This is a genomic window from Paenibacillus rigui, assembly GCF_002234615.1.
GTDB classification, from domain to species: Bacteria; Bacillota; Bacilli; order Paenibacillales; family NBRC-103111; genus Paenibacillus_S; species Paenibacillus_S rigui.
This window is the reverse complement of record NZ_NMQW01000005.1, coordinates 40,617-59,781: the sequence shown is the minus strand read 5'-3', so window position 1 is coordinate 59,781 and position 19,165 is coordinate 40,617. Positions and strand designations below refer to the sequence as shown.

At 53.5% G+C, this 19,165-nt stretch carries 18 protein-coding genes; 16 read left to right on the top strand and 2 right to left on the bottom strand.

The window, feature by feature from the left end:
* Positions 1-181: 181 nt before the first annotated feature.
* From CF651_RS04815 to CF651_RS04785, 7 genes are all read left to right on the top strand, one after another.
* Entirely contained in the window at positions 182-2,437 is a 2,256-nt protein-coding gene (locus CF651_RS04815) for an ArnT family glycosyltransferase (protein ID WP_245855698.1), read from the top strand.
* Positions 2,438-2,455: 18 nt separating this feature from the next.
* Positions 2,456-3,448 (top strand): glycosyltransferase family 2 protein, encoded by a 993-nt coding sequence (locus tag CF651_RS04810; RefSeq protein ID WP_094013725.1) that lies wholly within the window; start codon positions 2,456-2,458, stop codon positions 3,446-3,448.
* On the top strand, positions 3,448-3,864 hold the full coding sequence (locus tag CF651_RS04805; protein ID WP_245855697.1) for a GtrA family protein: 417 nt from the start codon (positions 3,448-3,450) through the stop codon (positions 3,862-3,864). The genes CF651_RS04810 and CF651_RS04805 overlap by 1 nt, the downstream gene beginning before the upstream one ends.
* Positions 3,865-3,880: 16 nt before the next feature.
* Entirely contained in the window at positions 3,881-4,789 is a 909-nt protein-coding gene (galU, locus tag CF651_RS04800; protein WP_281254443.1) for a UTP--glucose-1-phosphate uridylyltransferase GalU, read from the top strand.
* Positions 4,790-4,954: 165 nt separating this feature from the next.
* Positions 4,955-5,617 carry an SGNH/GDSL hydrolase family protein gene (locus CF651_RS04795; protein ID WP_094013723.1) on the top strand — a complete coding sequence of 221 codons (663 nt, stop codon included), beginning with the start codon at positions 4,955-4,957 and terminating at the stop codon, positions 5,615-5,617.
* Positions 5,614-6,300: a DUF1961 family protein gene (locus tag CF651_RS04790; RefSeq protein ID WP_094013722.1), complete on the top strand. Its 687-nt coding sequence runs from the start codon at positions 5,614-5,616 to the stop codon at positions 6,298-6,300. The genes CF651_RS04795 and CF651_RS04790 overlap by 4 nt, the downstream gene beginning before the upstream one ends.
* Positions 6,301-6,478: 178 nt before the next feature.
* Positions 6,479-6,970, top strand: coding sequence for a DinB family protein (locus tag CF651_RS04785; RefSeq protein WP_245855696.1), 492 nt, complete (start codon positions 6,479-6,481; stop codon positions 6,968-6,970).
* A 175-nt stretch (positions 6,971-7,145) separates the two neighbouring features.
* Here the strand turns inward: CF651_RS04785 and CF651_RS04780 are convergent, their stop codons facing one another.
* Positions 7,146-8,036, bottom strand: a complete 891-nt coding sequence (locus CF651_RS04780) for a helix-turn-helix transcriptional regulator (RefSeq protein WP_094013720.1) — start codon at positions 8,034-8,036, stop codon at positions 7,146-7,148.
* A gap of 379 nt (positions 8,037-8,415) precedes the next feature.
* On the opposite strand from CF651_RS04780, the gene CF651_RS04775 reads away from it, so the two are divergent.
* From CF651_RS04775 to CF651_RS04760, 4 genes are read left to right on the top strand one after another with little or no spacing between them, the layout of a single operon-like run.
* Positions 8,416-9,603, top strand: coding sequence for an LLM class flavin-dependent oxidoreductase (locus CF651_RS04775; protein ID WP_094013719.1), 1,188 nt, complete (start codon positions 8,416-8,418; stop codon positions 9,601-9,603).
* Positions 9,604-9,634: 31 nt separating this feature from the next.
* Positions 9,635-10,939, top strand: coding sequence for an ABC transporter substrate-binding protein (locus CF651_RS04770; RefSeq protein ID WP_094013718.1), 1,305 nt, complete (start codon positions 9,635-9,637; stop codon positions 10,937-10,939).
* A 1-nt stretch (position 10,940) separates the two neighbouring features.
* Positions 10,941-11,813 carry a carbohydrate ABC transporter permease gene (locus tag CF651_RS04765; protein WP_179232685.1) on the top strand — a complete coding sequence of 291 codons (873 nt, stop codon included), beginning with the start codon at positions 10,941-10,943 and terminating at the stop codon, positions 11,811-11,813.
* A 21-nt stretch (positions 11,814-11,834) separates the two neighbouring features.
* The gene (locus CF651_RS04760) at positions 11,835-12,650 is read left to right on the top strand and encodes a carbohydrate ABC transporter permease (protein ID WP_094013717.1); all 816 of its coding nucleotides are present in this window, start codon (positions 11,835-11,837) and stop codon (positions 12,648-12,650) included.
* 233 nt (positions 12,651-12,883) lie between these two features.
* On the opposite strand, the gene CF651_RS04755 is transcribed toward CF651_RS04760, so the two are convergent.
* Positions 12,884-13,759, bottom strand: a complete 876-nt coding sequence (locus CF651_RS04755; RefSeq protein WP_144029017.1) for an AraC family transcriptional regulator — start codon at positions 13,757-13,759, stop codon at positions 12,884-12,886.
* A 126-nt stretch (positions 13,760-13,885) separates the two neighbouring features.
* On the opposite strand from CF651_RS04755, the gene CF651_RS04750 reads away from it, so the two are divergent.
* The 5 genes from CF651_RS04750 to CF651_RS04730 all read left to right on the top strand — a co-directional run bounded on the left by CF651_RS04750 (position 13,886) and on the right by CF651_RS04730 (position 19,136).
* The gene (locus tag CF651_RS04750) at positions 13,886-15,388 is read left to right on the top strand and encodes an L-fucose/L-arabinose isomerase family protein (RefSeq protein WP_094013715.1); all 1,503 of its coding nucleotides are present in this window, start codon (positions 13,886-13,888) and stop codon (positions 15,386-15,388) included.
* A gap of 133 nt (positions 15,389-15,521) precedes the next feature.
* Positions 15,522-16,475, top strand: coding sequence for a D-2-hydroxyacid dehydrogenase (locus CF651_RS04745; RefSeq protein WP_094013714.1), 954 nt, complete (start codon positions 15,522-15,524; stop codon positions 16,473-16,475).
* Positions 16,476-16,705: 230 nt separating this feature from the next.
* Complete coding sequence (locus CF651_RS04740; protein ID WP_094013713.1) at positions 16,706-16,996, top strand: hypothetical protein; 291 nt, start codon at positions 16,706-16,708, stop codon at positions 16,994-16,996.
* A gap of 226 nt (positions 16,997-17,222) precedes the next feature.
* On the top strand, positions 17,223-17,990 hold the full coding sequence (locus tag CF651_RS04735) for an IclR family transcriptional regulator (RefSeq protein WP_094013712.1): 768 nt from the start codon (positions 17,223-17,225) through the stop codon (positions 17,988-17,990).
* Positions 17,991-18,254: 264 nt separating this feature from the next.
* Positions 18,255-19,136 (top strand): fumarylacetoacetate hydrolase family protein, encoded by an 882-nt coding sequence (locus CF651_RS04730; protein ID WP_094013711.1) that lies wholly within the window; start codon positions 18,255-18,257, stop codon positions 19,134-19,136.
* Positions 19,137-19,165 lie beyond the last annotated feature (29 nt).

Sequence of the window (19,165 nt, the reverse complement as noted above, 5' to 3'; positions counted from 1 at the left end):
GATGCTAGCTGCAATATTTTCAGGCAACATTCAGGAACTACTCAAGTAACGCTCAGTTGGGCTTAAGGCTGAGTTCAGTTTGCGGGGGTAGTATGGAACTAAGAAATCATATTGCATTCACTCGGAGTCATGACGGACTGTAGGTCCTGCTAAGGCACGATTGAAATAAAGGAGGAGTACCATGACAACGGGCATGAAACAAGCTCAACGATTTGACTTCATCTTACTGGGAATAACGTTCCTTTCCGCTTTCCTGAATATGTTTAACATTTGGAACGATTCCTATGCAAATGGCTACTATACCTCAGCCGTAACCAGCATGGTACAGAGCTTTCACAATTTTTTCTTCGCATCCTTTGACCCGGCCGGGTTCGTTACGGTGGATAAGCCGCCTGTCACGTTCTGGGTGCAGACGATATTTGCCAAAGTACTCGGTGTTCATGGCTGGAGCGTTATTTTGCCCCAAGCGCTAGCGGGTGTAGGCTCCGTTCTTCTCATGTACCGCCTGGTGAAACCAAGCTTCGGAATCACAGCTGCGCGCTGGTCGAGCTTGATTATGGCATGTACGCCGATTGCCGTAGCTGTGGCAAGAACGAACAATGTCGACGCTTTGCTGGTGTTCACCTTGCTGCTGGCCACGTCAATGCTGTTTAAAGGCATTCGCTCCCGCAGGGTGGGCTGGATTTTGGGGGCTTTTGCGATGATAGGCGTCGGCTTTAATGAGAAAATGCTTCAAGCTTACATGATTGTCCCTGCATTTTACTTGTTTTATCTGCTTGCTTATAAGGTGCAATGGAAAAAGAAATTGGCTGTGCTTGCCGCAGCCACCGCCATTATGGTTGGCGTATCGGTCTCCTGGGCGGTTGTCGTGGATTCGATTCCGCAGCAGAATCGTCCTTACATGGGCAGCAGTCAAACCAACTCCGTGCTGGAGCTGGCTTTTGGCTACAACGGCATCTCCCGTTTGACGGGGAACAAGGGCATGGGAGGCGGCGGTGGCGGCCAAATGACTGGCCAGCAGCGCGAGGGCGCAGGCCGGTCGCAGGACGGCAGCGGCACGGCGGGCCAACCCGCGGCCAACGCGGACGGCGGGCAAGCGCAAGCCGCCCCGCAGGAGGCTGGCAGCGGTGCAGCCGACCTGGCGCCAACGCAGCCGGACGGCACAGCCAGCCGCGGCAATACCGGCACATCACAGCAGCCGCCGGGATTTGCCTCTGACGGCGGCGGTGCGCCGGGTCAGATGCCTGGCGGCGACGGCAGAGCCGGAGGCCCCGGCGGAGGCGGGATGGGCGGCGGTGCCTTCGGTACCGGCACCGCGGGACCGCTCCGCTTGTTCCAGACGGAGCTGTCCGGGCAAGCCAGCTGGCTGCTCCCTTTCGTAGCCTTCGCCTGCGTAGGCTTGCTGTCCGGCGTCCGCCGGAGAAAGCAGCTGACGGGCAAAGAAACGGAAACGTTGTTTTGGCTCGCGTGGCTGCTTCCCGTCATGGCATTCTTCAGCGTAGCGGGCTTTTTCCATCACTATTATTTGATTATGCTCGCTCCGTCCATAGCGGTTCTTGCCGGTGCAGGCTGGGTAGAGCTTTGGAGCCAGTACCGCAGCAAGGAAGGCTGGCGGAGATGGCTGCTGCCGACAGGGATTTTGGCTGCAACGGCATTCGAGCTGTATGTGCTGCAGCCTTACCAATCCAAGATCGGCATGGGCTGGTCCATCGGCATCGGTGCCGCGGGCGTTACGCTTGCGCTTATCTTGTTCCTGACGGCGGCCAGGCAGAAGCTGGCTTCAGCTGCTGCGGTCGCCGGCATGCTCGCTCTGCTCGTAGCTCCAACCTTCTGGGCGGCGACACCGATGATTTACGGAGGCAACAGTATGCTGCCTCAGGCTGGACCAGGCCAGCTGAGCGGCATGGGTGGAGGCATGCCTCCGCAGGCCATGGGCGGCAGCGCCGATGGAACGAATGCCGATCAGACCGGAGGGCGTCGTGCCAATGCGGATGGAACGCAGCGTCAAGGCATGGGCGGAGACATGAACGGAAGCGTCAACGAAAAATTACTTGACTACGTAACGAAAAACAATACAGGTGAGAAGTATCTTTTTGCAACGTCAAGAGCGACATCGGCTCAAGGATATATTATTCGCACCGGTAAAGCGGTGATGGCCATGGGAGGCTTTTCCGGCTCCGACCCGATTCTGACCGCTGCCAAGCTGGAGCAGATGGTGAAGAACAAGGAAGTGAAGTACTTCCTGATTTCTTCCGGCGGCGGGCCCGATGGCGGCAGCTCGGAGCTCACGGCCTGGATTAAGGAGCATGGCACGGAAGTCCCCAAAACCGAATGGCAGCAAACGCAAAACGGAGATCAAAGCCAGAATCAAGCCCAGGACGGGCGCGGCGGCGGACCTGGCATGGGCAACGAGACGCTGTACCAAATCAATCCATAAGGTCAGGAGGAAGGGAAGATGAATACACGCATTCGCTATTCCATCGTCGTTCCGGTCTTTAACGAAGAAGAAGTGATCACCAAAACGTACAGACGGCTGAAGCAGGTAATGGATCAAACCGGGGAAGGCTACGAGCTGTTGTTCGTCAATGATGGCAGCCGGGATCATTCCGCTGAGCTGATCCAAGCGTTAAGTGAAACGGACGATGCCGTGAAGCTGATTAATTTCTCTCGCAATTTCGGGCACCAGATCGCCATCACGGCAGGAATGGACTATGCCTCGGGCGATGCGGTCGTCGTCATCGACGCCGACCTGCAGGACCCGCCGGAACTGATCCTTGAGATGATCGGCAAATGGAGGGAAGGCTATGATGTCGTCTACGCAAAGCGCTTGGAGCGTAAAGGCGAGACGTGGTTCAAGAAGCAGACGGCAAGCTTATTCTACCGCATCCTGCGGGCTTCTACGGATGTGGAAATTCCGGTCGACACGGGTGATTTTCGCTTAATGGACCGCAAGGTGTGCGAGGAAATGAAGCGGCTGTCCGAGAAAAACCGCTTTGTCCGCGGGCTCGTCAGCTGGGTCGGCTTCCGGCAAACCTCCGTCGAATATGTGCGGGATGAACGGGAAGCCGGAGAAACCAAATACCCGCTGCGCAAAATGCTGAAGCTCAGCTTGGACGGATTGACCTCGTTCTCCTTTAAGCCGCTGAAGCTTGCGAGCTGGCTGGGAGGGGCATTATCCCTTTCCGGTCTGCTGTACCTGGCGATCATTCTGATCCTGAAGCTGTCAGCACATTCGATGATCAGCGGCTGGCATGCCGTAGCGATCATTCAGCTGTTTTGCACAGGGATGATCTTGATAGTGCTTGGCATTTCCGGCGAATACATCGGGCGCATTTATGACGAAGCGAGGGACCGTCCGCTGTATATCGTTCGCGACAGCTTCGGGCTGAACAAACGGGAGAACAAAGCGGACAGCAAATTCGAGAGCAAGCTCAAAGGAATCATTTGATGATGAACAAGACATTCATACAGCTGATCAAATTCGGGTTTGTAGGAGGCGTCAATACGACGATTGATTTCGGTGTATTTACGCTTCTGACCCTAGCCGGTGTGCCTTATCTGGCAGCCCAGTGCGTATCGTTCCTGTGCGGTAATCTGAACAGCTACTTGATGAACCGGAAATGGACTTTTCAGCAAAAAGGGAACGGAATCGGCAGAGAAGGGCTGAAATTTGTATCGGTCAGCTTGCTGTCGCTGCTTCTCACGACGAGCTTGTTGGTTTGGCTGCATCAATCGCTTCAATATCCGCTGCTTCTGAGCAAGCTGCTTTCCGCGACTGCCGGCATGATGGTGAATTATTTGGGCAGCCGGCTATGGGTTTTTGTGAAGCCGCAGGAAACGGTAGAAACGCCAACGCCACATTAATAGAGAAAAGGAGTGGATTGATATGAAAGTAAGAAAAGCCGTCATTCCAGCCGCAGGACTCGGAACAAGATTTCTCCCGGCAACTAAGGCGCAGCCGAAGGAGATGATGCCGATTGTCGATAAGCCGGCCATTCAATATATTGTCGAGGAGGCTATCCAATCGGGCATTGAAAGCATCCTAATCGTGACAGGAAGAAACAAGGGCTCTATCGAGGATCATTTCGACCGGTCGGTTGAGCTGGAGCAGACGCTGGAGGAGAAGGGCAAGTGGGACCTGCTTCAACAGGTGCGAAGCATTAGCGAGCTGGTCGATATCCATTTTATCCGTCAAAAGGAGCCGCTGGGCCTCGGACATGCCGTCCTGTGCGCGGAAACGTTTGTTGGAGAGGAGCCGTTTGCCGTATTGCTCGGTGACGACATTATGGTGTCCGAGCCTCCCGCGCTGAAGCAGCTGATCCATGCTTACGATGCATCGCAGAAATCCGTTATCGGGGTGCGTCAGGTACCGATGGAGGATGTGAGCAAGTATGGCATCGTATCGCACGGGGGGCAGCAGAATCGGCTTTATAAGGTGAAGGATTTGGTCGAAAAGCCCGATCCGCAGCAGGCCCCTTCCAATGTGGCGATTATGGGCAGGTATATTTTGAAGCCGACAATTTTCCAAATGCTCCGCACGATTGAACGTGGCGCCGGCAATGAGTATCAGCTGACCGATGCGTTGCGCCGTGTATGTCAACGCGAAGGACTGCTGGCGCTGGACTTGAAAGGGGAACGGTATGATATCGGAGACAAATTCGGCTACATGAAAGCGATTGTGGAGATGGGCTTGGCCCGCAAGGATATGCGTCCGCAGCTACTGGCTTATTTGACCGAGATTGTCAGAGCCGAGCATAGAAATGAAGAAAGGGTAAGGACTGTGATCTGATCGATGAGGCTCACTCGTTTATACAGGCCCGGTGGTGCGGAGCGCGCATGGTGCTCGGATCATCGGGTTTTCACATGCCCTTTTGGACTCAGGATAAAGCTCTTGTCTCCTTCGTGCCCAAGTGATACGATGGTTTTGGAAATCATAGGGAAGAAGGGGTAAGGCATGATATTTGGTCATCACGAAAAGCTGGTCATGATCGGCGATTCGATTACGGATGTGGAACGGAAGCGTCCGCATGGAGAAGGCCGCAACGATGCGCACGGCAAAGGCTACGTTTCGGCGGTCAATGCACTGATCAACACGATGTATCCGGAGCTTCACCTCCGTATTGTCAATATGGGGATTTCCGGCAATACCGTACGCAATCTGCAGGAGCGCTGGCAGACGGACGTACTTGATCTGGAGCCGGATTGGGTATCCATCCTGATCGGCATTAATGATGTGTGGAGACAGTATGATCAGCCGACCATTACGGAGTCTCATGTGTATATCGAGGAATACAGACAGGGATTGGAAGCGCTTGTAGAGTCAACCTTGCCCTCTGTAAAAGGTATCATTCTGATGGCTCCGTTTTATATCGAGCCGAATCCGCAGGATTCGATGCGCCGGACGATGGATGAGTACGGTCAGGTCGTTAAGGAAATTGCTGAGAAATACAATACGCTGTTCGTCGATACCCAAGCGGCGTTCGAAGGCCTGCTGGAGCACATCTACCCGGCGACGCTGGCTTGGGACCGCGTACACCCGAATTTGACAGGCCATATGGCGATAGCCCGCGCCTTTTTGAACGCAACCGGCTTTTCATGGGACGGTTCAGCGCAATGAGTAGAGCCGGAACAGCACAGACAAGACAGCTGATTTACGAGAATCGGCTTTCTGCTGCCGAGGATATAAGGGACTTCCGCATGGAAGGACAGGCGGCCTTTTCGTTTCCTTTAGGACGGCTCAGGATGGAAAATGCGACCGACCCGAAGGAAGGGCAAAAGTCCAATTTTGTCCTCTGGTGCCCGGAGACGTTTCCGGCGGATGTGTCGATTGAATGGGATTTTTGGCCGATTCGGGAGCCGGGGCTTTGCATTCTGTTTTTCTCGGCACGGGGCCGTCAAGGCGAGGATCTGTTCGATCCGGCACTGGCGCCGAGGACAGGGGAATACGATTTGTATCACCACGGGGATATCGATGCGCTGCATATCTCCTACTTCAGAAGAAGGTACCCGGAGGAAAGAGCCTTCCACCTGTGCAACCTGCGTAAGAGCTATGGCTTCCATATGGTCGCGCAAGGCGCAGACCCGATCCCGCCCGCAGCAGATGCGGTTGGGCCTTACCGGATGCGGGTGGACAAGCTTGGCGGCAAAGTGTCCTTTTACACGAACGAGCTGCTTATTTTCGAGTGGGAGGATGACGGCACGTCGTTCGGGCCGGTGCTTGGCGGCGGGAAGCTGGGCTTTCGGCAGATGGCGCCGCTCATGGCGGAATACGCGAATTTGAAAGTATACGCTTTGGAATAAGCGCAATGTACCAAAAGACAAGGGCTTGACCTGCGTGCTGAACGCGGTAGAGCCCTTGTTTTTTTTGTGGGAGCCAACCATCTGATACTGACAAAAATTCCGCAATCCGGAAGAAACGTTCGCGTGCATGGCGTGATAGGATTGAGATGATGAACGGCCTTGGCCAAAGGAGGATATTATGATGAACGTTATTGAGGATTGGAGCGCCGAATTGAAAAGGGAAGCCGAATCGACGCGGTCGCTTCTCGGAAGGATCCCGGAAGACAAATTCTCTTGGAGACCGCACCCGAAATCGATGTCTTTAGGGCAGCTCGCCCTACACGCTGCGGGAGTGCCCGGAGGGCTGGCTCTATTGCTGAACGAGGCGGTCAGCGAAGTTCCGGTCGTTCCGCTGCCGGAGCCGGCCACCCGGCAGGAACTGCTCGAGGCGCTGGAATGGAGCGTGTCTCTTGCCGAGAGCAAGCTACGGGAATGGGGAGAAGACGGGATAAGAGATACCTGGAAGCTCGTCAGCAAGGGGGAAACCGTCTTGGAAGCGCCACGGATCGACATGGTGCGCACGCTGATGTTCAATCACGTTTATCATCATCGGGGTCAGTTGACGGTCTACCTCCGACTGCTCGGAATACCGGTTCCAGGGATGTACGGCCCCAGCGCGGACGAACAATAACGATGATTCAGTGAATGACTCCAAATTAAATCAATAATCCAAAACTCCTTGCATAGCGGGGAGTTTTAGATTTATTGACGGCTCGAGAGGTGTCGGACGACCATAGGATCCAAACCAGTACCGATAACCCGGCCGTCTGAGCAGGCTTGTGCGCTTTGCTTCACTCAAGATAGCGTCAATCGTGCTGGGGGCCGCTTTGTCCTGCCTGAGCCCGGTAGCTTTTCGGCGGGAGTCCGACCTGCTTCTTGAACGCCTTGGAAAATGAAAACAAATCGGGATAGCCGACCGATTGGGCGATTTCCGTTAAGGTATAAGCCGTTTGCTCCAGCAGCAGCTTGGCTTCGTTCATTTTAAGCTGCTGCATATATTGAATCGGGCTCATGCCGACCTCTTTGCCGAACTGCTTGGTGAAATGAGTCCGGTCGACGCCGACATACTCCGCTACACGCTCCACAGTTATGCCTTCCGCATAATGGATCTGCATATATTCGAGCCCCCTTTGCAGCCAGGTCACTGAACGATGGACAGGAAGCTCAGCTGGCGGCACATGTGCCGATAACCGGTCAAAAAGCTGATGAAACAGGCTGAGCCGGGCCAAATCCATCATTCGCGACCCCGGCTCGCAGATGTCATTCATGAAATTCCACATGAGCCGGATGGCATCGGGGGAAGCACCTCCCCGCCTATGGGGCTGATCGGGCGACAGCCCGATCCGTTCGAGCAGCTGAAGCGGATGCTTGCCTTTGCCGTCGAAGGCCAAAATCATTTTTTGCAAGGGCCGGTCCTCAACCGTATAGTATTCGTGGGTCACTTGGGGAAATAAGCAGAACAAATCATAGGGACGCAAAGCATACGTCCGGTTGTTTTGAATGAATGTCCCCTCGCCGTCCAGCACGAGCAGCAGATAATAATAAGGGGATATCCGCGGGCCGATATGATAATTCGGCTTGGCTCTATTATGCCCGATCCGAATCGGCCATGCGGCACCTGCCTTTTCATATTCCGATGGGGTAAAATAATGAATTTCCAGAAATTCATGATGATCCTCACGCATAGCTGCTCTCATGACGCCACCTCTTTTTACCATGCCCAATCCGTCCGTTCGGTTCCTGGGCTCTTTGTTTTTCTCATTTTAACGGAGATGGAGGCGAAGAACAAGGGAGCTTTACGGGAATGAACACCACAAAATGACAAATGTTGAATGCCGCGAATTGACATTGATTGTTGTTCGGTTCCTTGCTATGATCTTAATGCAAACTATTCCTAGTAGTTTTATTGGAAATCTACCGGTTCAACCGGAGACAGGTTATTGAGCGCTCATGAATTTTTCAAATGCAATGTGATATAGCGTCTGCCGGACAGCTGGAGACCTTTGCTTGGCTCATGGAACGGGGATCTATATCACGATATCTCTTTAACTAGGATCATAAAAGGAGAGCCCGAAAATGAGTAATTTTAATCGAGATATAAGCTTTGGATGGTTTTTGCCTACGGCAGGAGACGGGAGATATGTCGGCGTGGCACCAGAACGGGAGCCGACGATGGACTACTTGATTCAGGTAGCCCAAACGGCGGAACGCGCCGGATTCGAGTTCGTGCTGATCCCGACCGGAGGCGCATGTCTGGATGCATGGGTTGTCGGCTCGGCGGTGATGAGCCACACCAAAACACTTCGTCCTCTGGTTGCCGTTAGACCGGGCTTGACAGCACCTGTATTGTCGGCCCGCATGGGTGCCGCATTGGATGTTTTGTCCCAAGGCCGCGCCATGATCAATGTAGTGACAGGCAGCTCCGTTCAAGATTTGGAGGAGCTAGGCGATCCGCTGGCCCATGCGCATGATGAGAGATATGAACGGGCCAGGGAATATTTGGAGGTTATGAAGCAGGCTTGGACGCAATCGGAAGGATTGGCCGCATCGGAGTTCGTCGAGGACGGCAATTTTCAACCGGATCAGCGCGGACAGGAGCCTTTCCAAGGCAAATACTATCAGTTTAAACGCGCGGTTAGCTCACCCATTACCGTTCAAAAGCCGCATCCGCCCTTTTATCTTGGAGGCAGCTCGGCGATTGCCAAACGGGTTGCCGTCGAATATGCGGATACGTACCTCATGTGGGGCGAGCCGCATGAATGGATTCGCGAGCAGATTGCGGAGATTGATGCGATACGCGCGGAATACAAGGCCGAAACAGGGAGTGATCGCGAGCTTCGCTATGGTCTGAGGGCTCAGGTTCTGGTGAGAGCTACCGAGGAAGAAGCTTGGGCCGCGGCATGGGATACGATCAGCAAAGTCTCTCCCGAAGCCATTGAGAAAGCGCAGGAAGCGTTTGCCAAAACCGATGCAACGAATCAGCGCAGGCAAAATGAACTAAGAGAGCAGTCCAAAAACGACAAATTCGTTGTCGGACCGAACCTGTGGACAGGACTATCGATTGTCCGCTCCGGCGGCGCGATTCTGATCGTAGGGACGGCTGAGCAGGTGGCGGACCGGTTGGTCGAATATGCTGAGCTGGGCGTATCGACTTTTATATTATCCGGGTACCCGCACCTTGAGGAAGCGGACAACTTCGGCAAAGAAGCACTGCCGCTCTTCCATCGCAAATGGGCTCAAAAACAAAAACAAGCTAATCTATAAGCCATGACCATATGATTTGGGGGGATAAACTGTGTTTAACAATCGCAAGCTTGGCTCCATCCTACTGCTTGGAGCACTATCATCCGTTTCGTTCTTATCTGCATGCGGCAGCGGCACGAACAGCGGTGCGGGGACAGGGGCCGACGCGGCCTCCAAGACCGCTCCAGCTTCAGTCTCTGACAAGCCGGTAACAATCAGCTTTCTGCATTGGCGCGGGGAGGATGTGAAGTCGTTCAACGGGATTATCGAGAAGTTCCAGCAGGAGAACCCGAACATTAAGGTTGAAATGCAGACGATGCCTTCAGAGCAGTATCAATCGACAGCACAGGCCAAGCTGGCGGACGGCTCGGTAGGAGATGTATTCACGTCGTTCCCCGGCGCACAATTCGAAGCGCTGAATAAAGCGGGGCTGTTCTCGGATTTGTCCAAGGAGAAATGGCTGTCCAACTTTAATGAGCCTCTGATCCAGGTGGGCAAAAAAGACGGCAAGCAGCTCGCCGTGCCTTACCAGCTCGTCTATAATGATCCGATCTATAACGTGAAGCTGTTCGAGAAATACGGCCTTACACCGCCAAAAGACTGGGAGGGCTTCCTGGCGCTTTGCGAGAAGCTGAAAAGCAACGGCGTCATTCCGATCGCCTTCGCCGGAGCGGATATCGGGCCGGGCCAGTTTATGAATACGATGGTTATGAATAATGAGCCAAGCGAGGATATTTTCACGAAGGTGGAAGCGGGGCAAGCGAAGCTGACCGATGAGTTCTGGGTCAAAACGCTCAGCCAGTTCAAGGAACTGAACGATAAGGGCTATTTGCAGCCGAATGCGCTGGGGACGAAGGATGCGGCGGCGGGTGCATTGTTCATTCAGGAAAAAGCGGCCATTCTGGCAAGCGGCTCCTATCAGCTGGCGCAAAATAAACAGCAAAACCCGAACCTGACACAAAAGCTGCTGGCTCCAATTACGGTATCGGCGGATAAGGCCAAATATGAAGGGATTCATACAAGCACGTTCCTGCTGGCCGTCAACAGCAAATCCAAGCATCCGGAGGAAGCGAAGAAATTCCTCGATTTTTTAAGCAAAAAGGAAATCGCTGCGCAGTACGCCAACGAGACCGGACAGAATGTTACCGTCAAGGATGTGCAATATACCAGTGCAGAGCTGCAGGTTGCCAACGAGTGGGCGAACAAAAAGACGCTGTTCCAGCCTCGCTTCACGATTACGAACGCGGAGAACCAGAAAGCGGTAACCAATTCCATTCAGGCCGTGCTGAGCGGCAAATCGCCACAGGATGCGGCTAAGGAAGCCCAGGCGATCGTCGATCAGCAAGTGAAGAAGTAAAATGCGCAGCCGTTTGATGCTGTGGCTGTTCCTGCTGCCGGGCTTGTTGCTGTACGGTACGTTATTCGTTTATCCAACCTTGTCCGGATTGTTCTACTCTTTTACCGATTGGGACGGCGTTTCGCCGTCCTATCATTGGATAGGAACCGGCAATTATGCGAAGACGCTGCAAAATATTGTTTTCCAAAAAGCGTTTCTCAACAACGTGAAATTTATGCTTGCGGTCGTTATGCTTCAAACGCTGCTCTCGTTGTCTTTGGCGCTGCTGCTTGCCAAAAATTCGAGAATCCATGTGTTCTTAAGGGCGCTTTACTTTTTCCCTGCGATCTTATCCTCTGTCTCCGTCGGCCTGATCTGGGCGTTTATTTACGATCCGACCATCGGGCTGTTGAATATCACGCTGCAGGCGGCGGGACTTCCGTCCTTGGCGCAAAATTGGCTTGGCGATGTTCATCTCGCGTTGTATTCCATTGCTGCGGTTCAAGTATGGGCTCATGCAGGACAGATGATGATCGTGTTCATCGCCGGGCTGCATTCTATTCCTGCCGAGCTGTACGAGGCGGCAAGGATGGACGGAGGAAGCCGCTGGCAAGTGTTCCGCCGGATTACTTGGCCGCTGCTGGCCCCGTCCGCAACGATTGTTCTGGCTTATACGACGATCCAATCGTTTAAAGCGTTTGATCTTATTTTCACGATGACAGACGGCGGTCCGAATTATGCAACGGAAATTTTAACGACGTATATTTACCATTTGGCGTTTGCCAATTATTCCTTCGGTACGGCCTCGGCCGGCTCGGTGTTGTTTCTCGTGTTACTGTCTGTGTTAACGGCACTGCAGTTCAAAGCGCTGCGCGCAGACCGTATCTCGTATTAAAATTCAAGAGGTTGAAGCCAAATGCTAATGAAAAGCTGGGGACGAATGGTTCTGCTCGTCTATGCGCTTATTATCGCGGCACCCTTATATTTCGTGTTCTTGTCGGCTTTCAAGCAGCCGCAAACGTTCTTTTCCAGTCCGCTTGGGTGGCCGAAGCCGTTCACGTTGGGGAATTTTGCGTCTCTGTTCAAGGAGCAGCCGATGTGGCGGTATTTGCTGAACAGCGTCGAGGTCACGTTCGGCACCGTGCTGCTGGAGCTGCTGCTGGGCAGCATGATCTCATATGCCATTTTCCGGCTTGGCGGCAAGCTGGGCAAAGTACTGTTCGGCCTGTTTCTGGGGGGCTTGATTGTGCCTTCGCAGGTCAATATGCTGCCGATTTATACGCTGGCGCACAAGCTGGGATGGTCGGATCAATTGCCCGGATTGATTTTGATTAGCGCAGCGATGCTGATGCCGGTATCCGTTTTTATGCTGGCCGGATTCATGAAGCTGCTCAGCAAAGAAATTTTGGAGGCCGGGAGTATGGACGGTGCGGGGGAGTGGACGCTGTTTACCCGGTTTGCCCTGCCTTTATCCGCGCCCTCGATTGCGGCGACAGCAACCTTTTTGTTCGTCATGGTGTGGAATGACCTGCTTATTCCGATGCTGATGATCAACGGGAAATCGAAGCTGACCCTGCCGCTAGCGATGCTGCAGTTCCGAGGGGAGTTCGTCACGAACTATCCGATGCTGCTTACAGGGGTCGTGGTCACGGCGCTGCCAATGGTGTTGTTATTTCTATTTTTGCAAAAATATTTTGTTGCCGGGATTACGGCGGGCTCTCTGAAAGGATGACCCGTATCAGCTGCGCGGGTGCCAGGGGGCGGAGAATCATTTTTTTGGACAGAGAGTCCTCTTCTAGTAAGGGCAAGCATACAATGGACTACGGGGGTCCCGGACACCAATTGCAGTCAATGAATACGCCCCGGCGCCCCTGAAGCTTTAAGCTTCAAGCTGCATTGAATATTGTGATGAGAACAGCATGTCACGCATGAGTTGTTGTTTTTATGAAAAATCCGGCAGTGTCCCTACTTGGGACGCTGCCATTTTTTGCGATAGGCAAGAGGGGTATGCTCGACGCGGTCTTTAAATAAATTGATGAAGTGGCTTACATTGTCGATGCCCACCTTGGCGGCGATATCGGCGACAGGGAGATCCGAATATTGCAGCCATTCCTTAGCATGATTGATGCGGCTGGTGATCAAATACTCATTCGGTGAATAGCCGGTATACCGCTTGAATTCCTTGGCCAGATGATACTTGCTGACGGCGAAGCGGGAAGCGAGTTGGTCCAGGCTTATTTTCTCGGCATACCGCTGATCCAGCTCCTGCATCATATCGGTTATATATCCGGGCCGGTCGGCAAACGGAAATTCGCTTTGCTGCGCGGTGAGCAGCAGCTCGGTTAAGATGTCGACGAGCAGCCGGGAGCTTCGCAGCTCGGTTTGCGTGCTGCGCTGCTGCTGCAGCCGGATCAGCTGCCGGAGCAGGGAGGGGAAAGGCGTGTCGGGAGCCAGGGTGAGCACGGGAGCAGCTTCGGAAGCAAATTGCTCGTAAAGCCCTTGTGTCGTGCACCCGTTCAGATGAACCCAAAGCAGCTCCCATGGCTCCGTCTCGTCTGTTTTGTAATATTGGTAGTGCATGCAATGGATAAAAAACAGTTGGCCCGGCAGCAGAGAATACGTCTTGTCCATATACGTCAGCTGTCCCCGGCCGGATACCGTATAGACGATGAGAAAGGAGTCCAGCTGCTCCCTCTCGGTAAAATACGGCGCCCGGGTCTTGAAATGCCCCGCCTCCTGGACGTAAAACAACGCGGATTTGGCAAAAGAGCTGGGCGTAGCCACCAGGCGGACGGAGTCCTCCGTCCACGCATGGGCGGCACGTTCACGGTATGCGGACAATCGGATCAGCTCCTCTAGCAAGATACTATGATTTTATACCAAGATTATTGGATGTTATTTATATTGTAAGCCATTACAATGGAGGAAGAAAGCTATTATTTTTGAGAATGAGCGAGGTGCTGTATCATGTCTTGGCTGCAACCGATTAAACCGGGCAAGAAGCCCCGTATCGGACTTTATTCCATTGGCTTGAAAGCGTATTGGGAGCAGTTTCCAGGTCTTCGCGACCGTCTTATCGAATACGGGCATTTTATTGAGAAGCAAATGTCGGCTTGGGGAGAGGTGTATAATTACGGCTTGGTCGATACGGAAGGCGAGGGCCGTCGAGCGGGAGAATGGCTGAATGGACAGCATGTGGATATTGTCTTTTGTCACTCCGCTACTTATTCGACCAGCTCTACCGTGCTGCCGGTGCATCAAATTTGCAAAGCGCCGGTCGTTTTTTTGAACCTGCAGCCGACGGAGCGGATTCAATACGATTTATCTACGACCGGTGAGTGGCTTGCCCATTGCGGCGCTTGTCCAGTCCCCGAATTTGCCAATGCGTTCAATCGGGCGGGCATTCCGTTTCGGGTTATTAACGGGCTGCTGGGGTTGGATTATACGCCTTCGATCTCGATGACCAATGAGGTTACCCACCAGCGCAAGGAAGCAATCCGCGCATGGCGGGAGATTGAGGAATGGTGCCGTGCGGCGGCCGTGCCTCGCAATTTGCAGCACAGCCGGTTCGGATTTCTTGGGAACACGTACAGCGGCATGCTCGACATGTACAGCGACTTTACGATGATTCAAGCCCAGACCGGACTGCATGTCGAGGTTCTTGAAATGTGCGATTTGGACCGGATGCTGAAGGAGGTCACCCCGCAGGAGGTGAAGGCGAAGATGGAGCAGGTGCTGGACATGTTCCAGATCAGAGGGGACTCTCCCTCGGACCCGATTGCCAAGAAGCCGACCGACGAGCAGATGGCATGGTCCTGCAAGGTGGCGGCTGCACAGGAGAAGCTCGTTCGGGCGTTTGATCTGGATGCTTTAAGCTATTATTATCACGGCGCGCCGGGCGGCGAATATGAGAAGCTGCAGAGCGGCTTTATCGTCGGCCATTCCCTGCTGACCGCACGCGGCATTCCGTGCTCCGGCGAGGGTGATCTGAAAACGGCCGTTGCGATGAAAATATGCGACCTGCTCGGCACGGGCGGCAGCTTCTCGGAGATCGTCGTCGTAGATTACATCGATGAGACAATATTGCTCGGTCACGACGGACCGTTCCATATCGCGATTTCCGACGGGAAGCCGATTTTGCGCGGTATGGGATTGTATCATGGCAAGCAGGGGACCGGGGTCTCGGTTGAGGCGAAGGTGAGAACGGGACCTGTGACCACTCTGAACGTGACCCAAACGGGGGACGGCAGGCTGAAGCTGATCAGCAGCGAGGGCGAGTCAACCAATGGACCGATCATGAAGATAGGCAACACCCAAACCCCGGTGAAGTTCCCTCTGCAACCTGATGATTATATGACCCGCTGGTTTGCAGAAGCTCCTACGCATCACTGTGCTATGTCGATCGGGCACAATGCGTCCTTGTTCGAGAAGGTGGGCGTACTGCTGAACGTCAACCATGTGAAGCTTTAGAGCCGCAAGGAAAGGAAGGCCCGGAAAAGAGCATTGGAAGGAACCCTGTATACTGCTGTATGAAGCGGTACAGGGTTCTCTGTATTTTTAACGCACGGGCGATGGTATAATGAGGCCAAAGGAGATGAGAACCATGCCCAAAATCGTTTGTTTTCATGCACTGTCGGAGGACCACCTGAAGCAAATCCGGCTGCTGGCGCCGGACTGCGAAGTGATTCACGGAAAAGAGAAGGAGGTATGGGAATCCCATCTGCAGGATGCGGAAATTTTGATGGATTGGAACGCATCCGCCGTGGAAGCCTGTCTTCGCCCGGAAAGCAAGCTGCGCTGGGTGCAGAACTGGGGAGCAGGCGTGGATCATATGCCTATGGAAGCTTTTCAAGAGCGGGGGATCACGCTGACGACAGCAAGCGGTGTTCATGCTTACTCCATATCCGAAGCGATCTTTGCCATGATGCTGGCATTCACCCGCAAGCTGCATCTTTCTATCCGTTATCAGCTCCAGCATAAGTGGGAGGGCATACCGCCCTACAGCGAAATGCACGAGAAGACGGTCGGCATCATCGGGGTCGGAGCGATCGGGGAAGAAACGGCCCGGCTGGCTCAGGCGTTCCGCATGAGGGTGCTGGGGGTGCGGAAATCGGGAGCCCCGTCGCCCTTCATAGATGAGATGTACGATAACAGCGGTCTGGATACGGTGCTGCAGGAGAGCGACTTCGTGATCGTGACCTTACCCAAGACAGCCGAGACGGCGCATTTGTTCGGCAAACGGCAGTTTAGTCTGATGAAACCGACGGCGGTGTTTATCAATATCGGCCGGGGCGGCACAACGGATACGGATGCGCTGATTGAAGCGCTCCGCAACGGTGACATTGCCGGAGCGGGGCTCGATGTGTTCGAGCAGGAGCCTTTGCCGGAGACAAGCCCGCTTTGGGACATGGATAATGTCATCATGACTCCTCATAATTCAGGCTCGACCGGCCGGTACGAGGAGCGGGCGATGAATATTTTTTTACATAACCTGAAGGAGTATATAGGGGGCAGCAAGCCTTCGCTTAACCGGGTTGATTACGGGAAGCAGTATTGATTTTTAGACGACAGCAGGGTATGCGTGAATGCTTCTATTAGACCTTCCTTGAACAAAGGAGGGTCTGTTTTTTGTTTGCGAAAAATGGATTGCATCCTCTCACCCCCTCGATACGCTTCAGGTAAGAAGAAAGTGATATAGACAAACATCAATAGCACCCGGGGTGCCAACTAATTTGTCATCACATGTTCGTCTGTTCCTCATAGTATATAGCAAGGTGGTGATCCCAAGTGACTTTTACGCTTGCAGACTGGATGATCTATACATTGTGGGTGCTGTTCGGCTTTATGATGCTGGACTTTCTCATTGCTTTTGCCCAATCGTTCTGGCGGGGCTCGCTGCACCCGAATGTGGCCCTTGTATATTTGAAGGATATGCTGTACTATGTGCTGCCGATGAACCTTCTCATGTCCTTGATCTCAATAGATCCGACAGGGTGGATTTTTGTCATTGGCTATTTTATCGGCGGCCTGGCCGTCATAAGCAAATATGTGCTGGACATCATCAGCCGATTCCGTTGAGAAAGAGGCATGAGGGAAACGGGAGTAAGCCTCCCGTCATGCGAAGCGGTAAACAACAGAGATAGGAGATGGGGATAGAGCCGGTCTGTGACTTGGTTTCTATCTTTTTTATTGAAAATCGTAGACAATACGATGGAATTCACATAAAATGACATTAGATAAAACAATATTGAACACGGTTTTATATTATAAAACAGATATAACCGATTCCCAGGAGTGTCCCATCATGCCAATCATTCAATCGCTAGACAGGGCTTTACAAATCATCGACCTGTTCGATGAATCGACGACCGAGTTGAAAATTACCGAAATTAGCACCCGTATGCAGCTGCACAAAAGCACCGTCCATTCGTTATTGAAAACGCTGCAATTGCACGGCTACATCGATCAGAACGAAGAATCGGGCAAATACAAGCTCGGGATGAAGCTGCTGGAGAAGGGCCAGCTGCTGCTGCAAGGCATGGACATACGCACGATCGCCCGTAAGCATTTGGCCTCTTTGTCCGCGCTGACAGGTCAGTCCACCCATCTTGTCATATTAGACGGCAAGGAAGGCGTATACATAGATAAGGTAGAGGGGGATAAAGCGGCCATCCGCTATTCCCGGATCGGACGCCGTGTTCCGCTGCACAGCAGTGCCGTGGGCAAAGTGCTGGCGGCCTTCCAGGGGGAAGAAGCGCTGACGAAGCTGCTTCATAACTATAATTACACGGTACATACGGCAGCAACAATCCATGACGAGGCTGCTTTTGTCCGTGAGCTGAGGCAAGCCCGTGCGGAAGGTGCTGCCTATGACCATGAGGAGAATGAGCCCGGTGTCCGCTGCGGTGCGGCCCCTATATACGATCATACGGGGGCGGTCATTGCGGCAATGAGCCTCTCCACACTGACTTCAGCGGTTGACGAGTCCCAGTTCGCGGAATATGTAGTCTTGCTGAAAAAGGAGGCTGCGGCGATATCGCAGCTTCTGGGCTATCGCCGGGCCCATGGATAGCTCCAAAGCAAGGCCCGGCAGGTAAAAGCGCCAAGGCTTTGAAATGAAGCACTCCCCGTCCTCAGGGGACGGGGGAGTCGTTTCCTTACCACATAAAACTAGTTTCCGATGAATCGGAAAGCAAAATTCTTATTGGTGATAAAACCTACCGCTTAACGCTTTCGCTCATCTTTGCAAAGCTTCGATAGAGGTTTTCTCATGTCCGATATTATAAACAGTGTTTTATAATATAAAACAAATACTTAAAGGAGAGTGATCGATCTTATGCGTATTATCCGATATTTGAAAGCGCTATCGTCCGTTCAGCTCGCTGCCGTGACCGATGAAGGGGAAATTTTTAACCTGCCGCAGGGAGATTTCCTCTCGCTGCTGAAGGAAGCGGAAGCCTCCGCTGCATCGCCTCTTGCGCTGGTACAATCGCTGATCTCGTCGGCCCGGCCGATCCCTGAAAGTCTGGAGCAGCTATCGCTGCTCGTACCTATCGAGGCTCCGGAGGTATGGGCAGCCGGAGTGACATACGAGCGCAGTCGGGAAGCGCGAAACTATGAGGCGACCGGTGGCCGGATGGATGCGTCTACCTTTTATGATAAGGTGTATGACGCCGAGAGGCCGGAGCTGTTCTTCAAATCGACGGCAGCCCGCACCGTTGGGCCCGGCGGAGCCGTACAGCTGCGCAGCGATTCCTCGTGGCAAATACCTGAGCCGGAGCTTGCACTTGTACTGGATGGGCGAGGCCGCATCGTCGGCTACACCATCGGCAACGATATGAGCTGCCGGGATATCGAGGGCGAGAATCCGCTCTATTTGCCACAAGCGAAGGTATGGAAGCGTTCCTGCTCGATCGGCCCCGCCATCCGGTTGGCCGAGACGGTGGAAGACCCGTACCGGCTGCAAATGACCTGCCGCATTTACCGCGAGGGACAGAAGGTTGTGGAGGGAACGGCCAGTACCGGACAGCTCAAGCGCAAGCTGGAGGAGCTCACCGGATTTTTGAAGCGAGACAATGAACTATTTGAGGGAACCGTCTTGCTGACGGGCACTTGTATTGTGCCGCCGAACGAATTTACGCTTGCGGCCGGTGACCGGGTGGAAATCGATATTTCCGGTATCGGGACACTGTTGAATCCGGTTGTTAGTGCAAGCTAGACCCATCCATATTTGAACAGGAGGAAGCT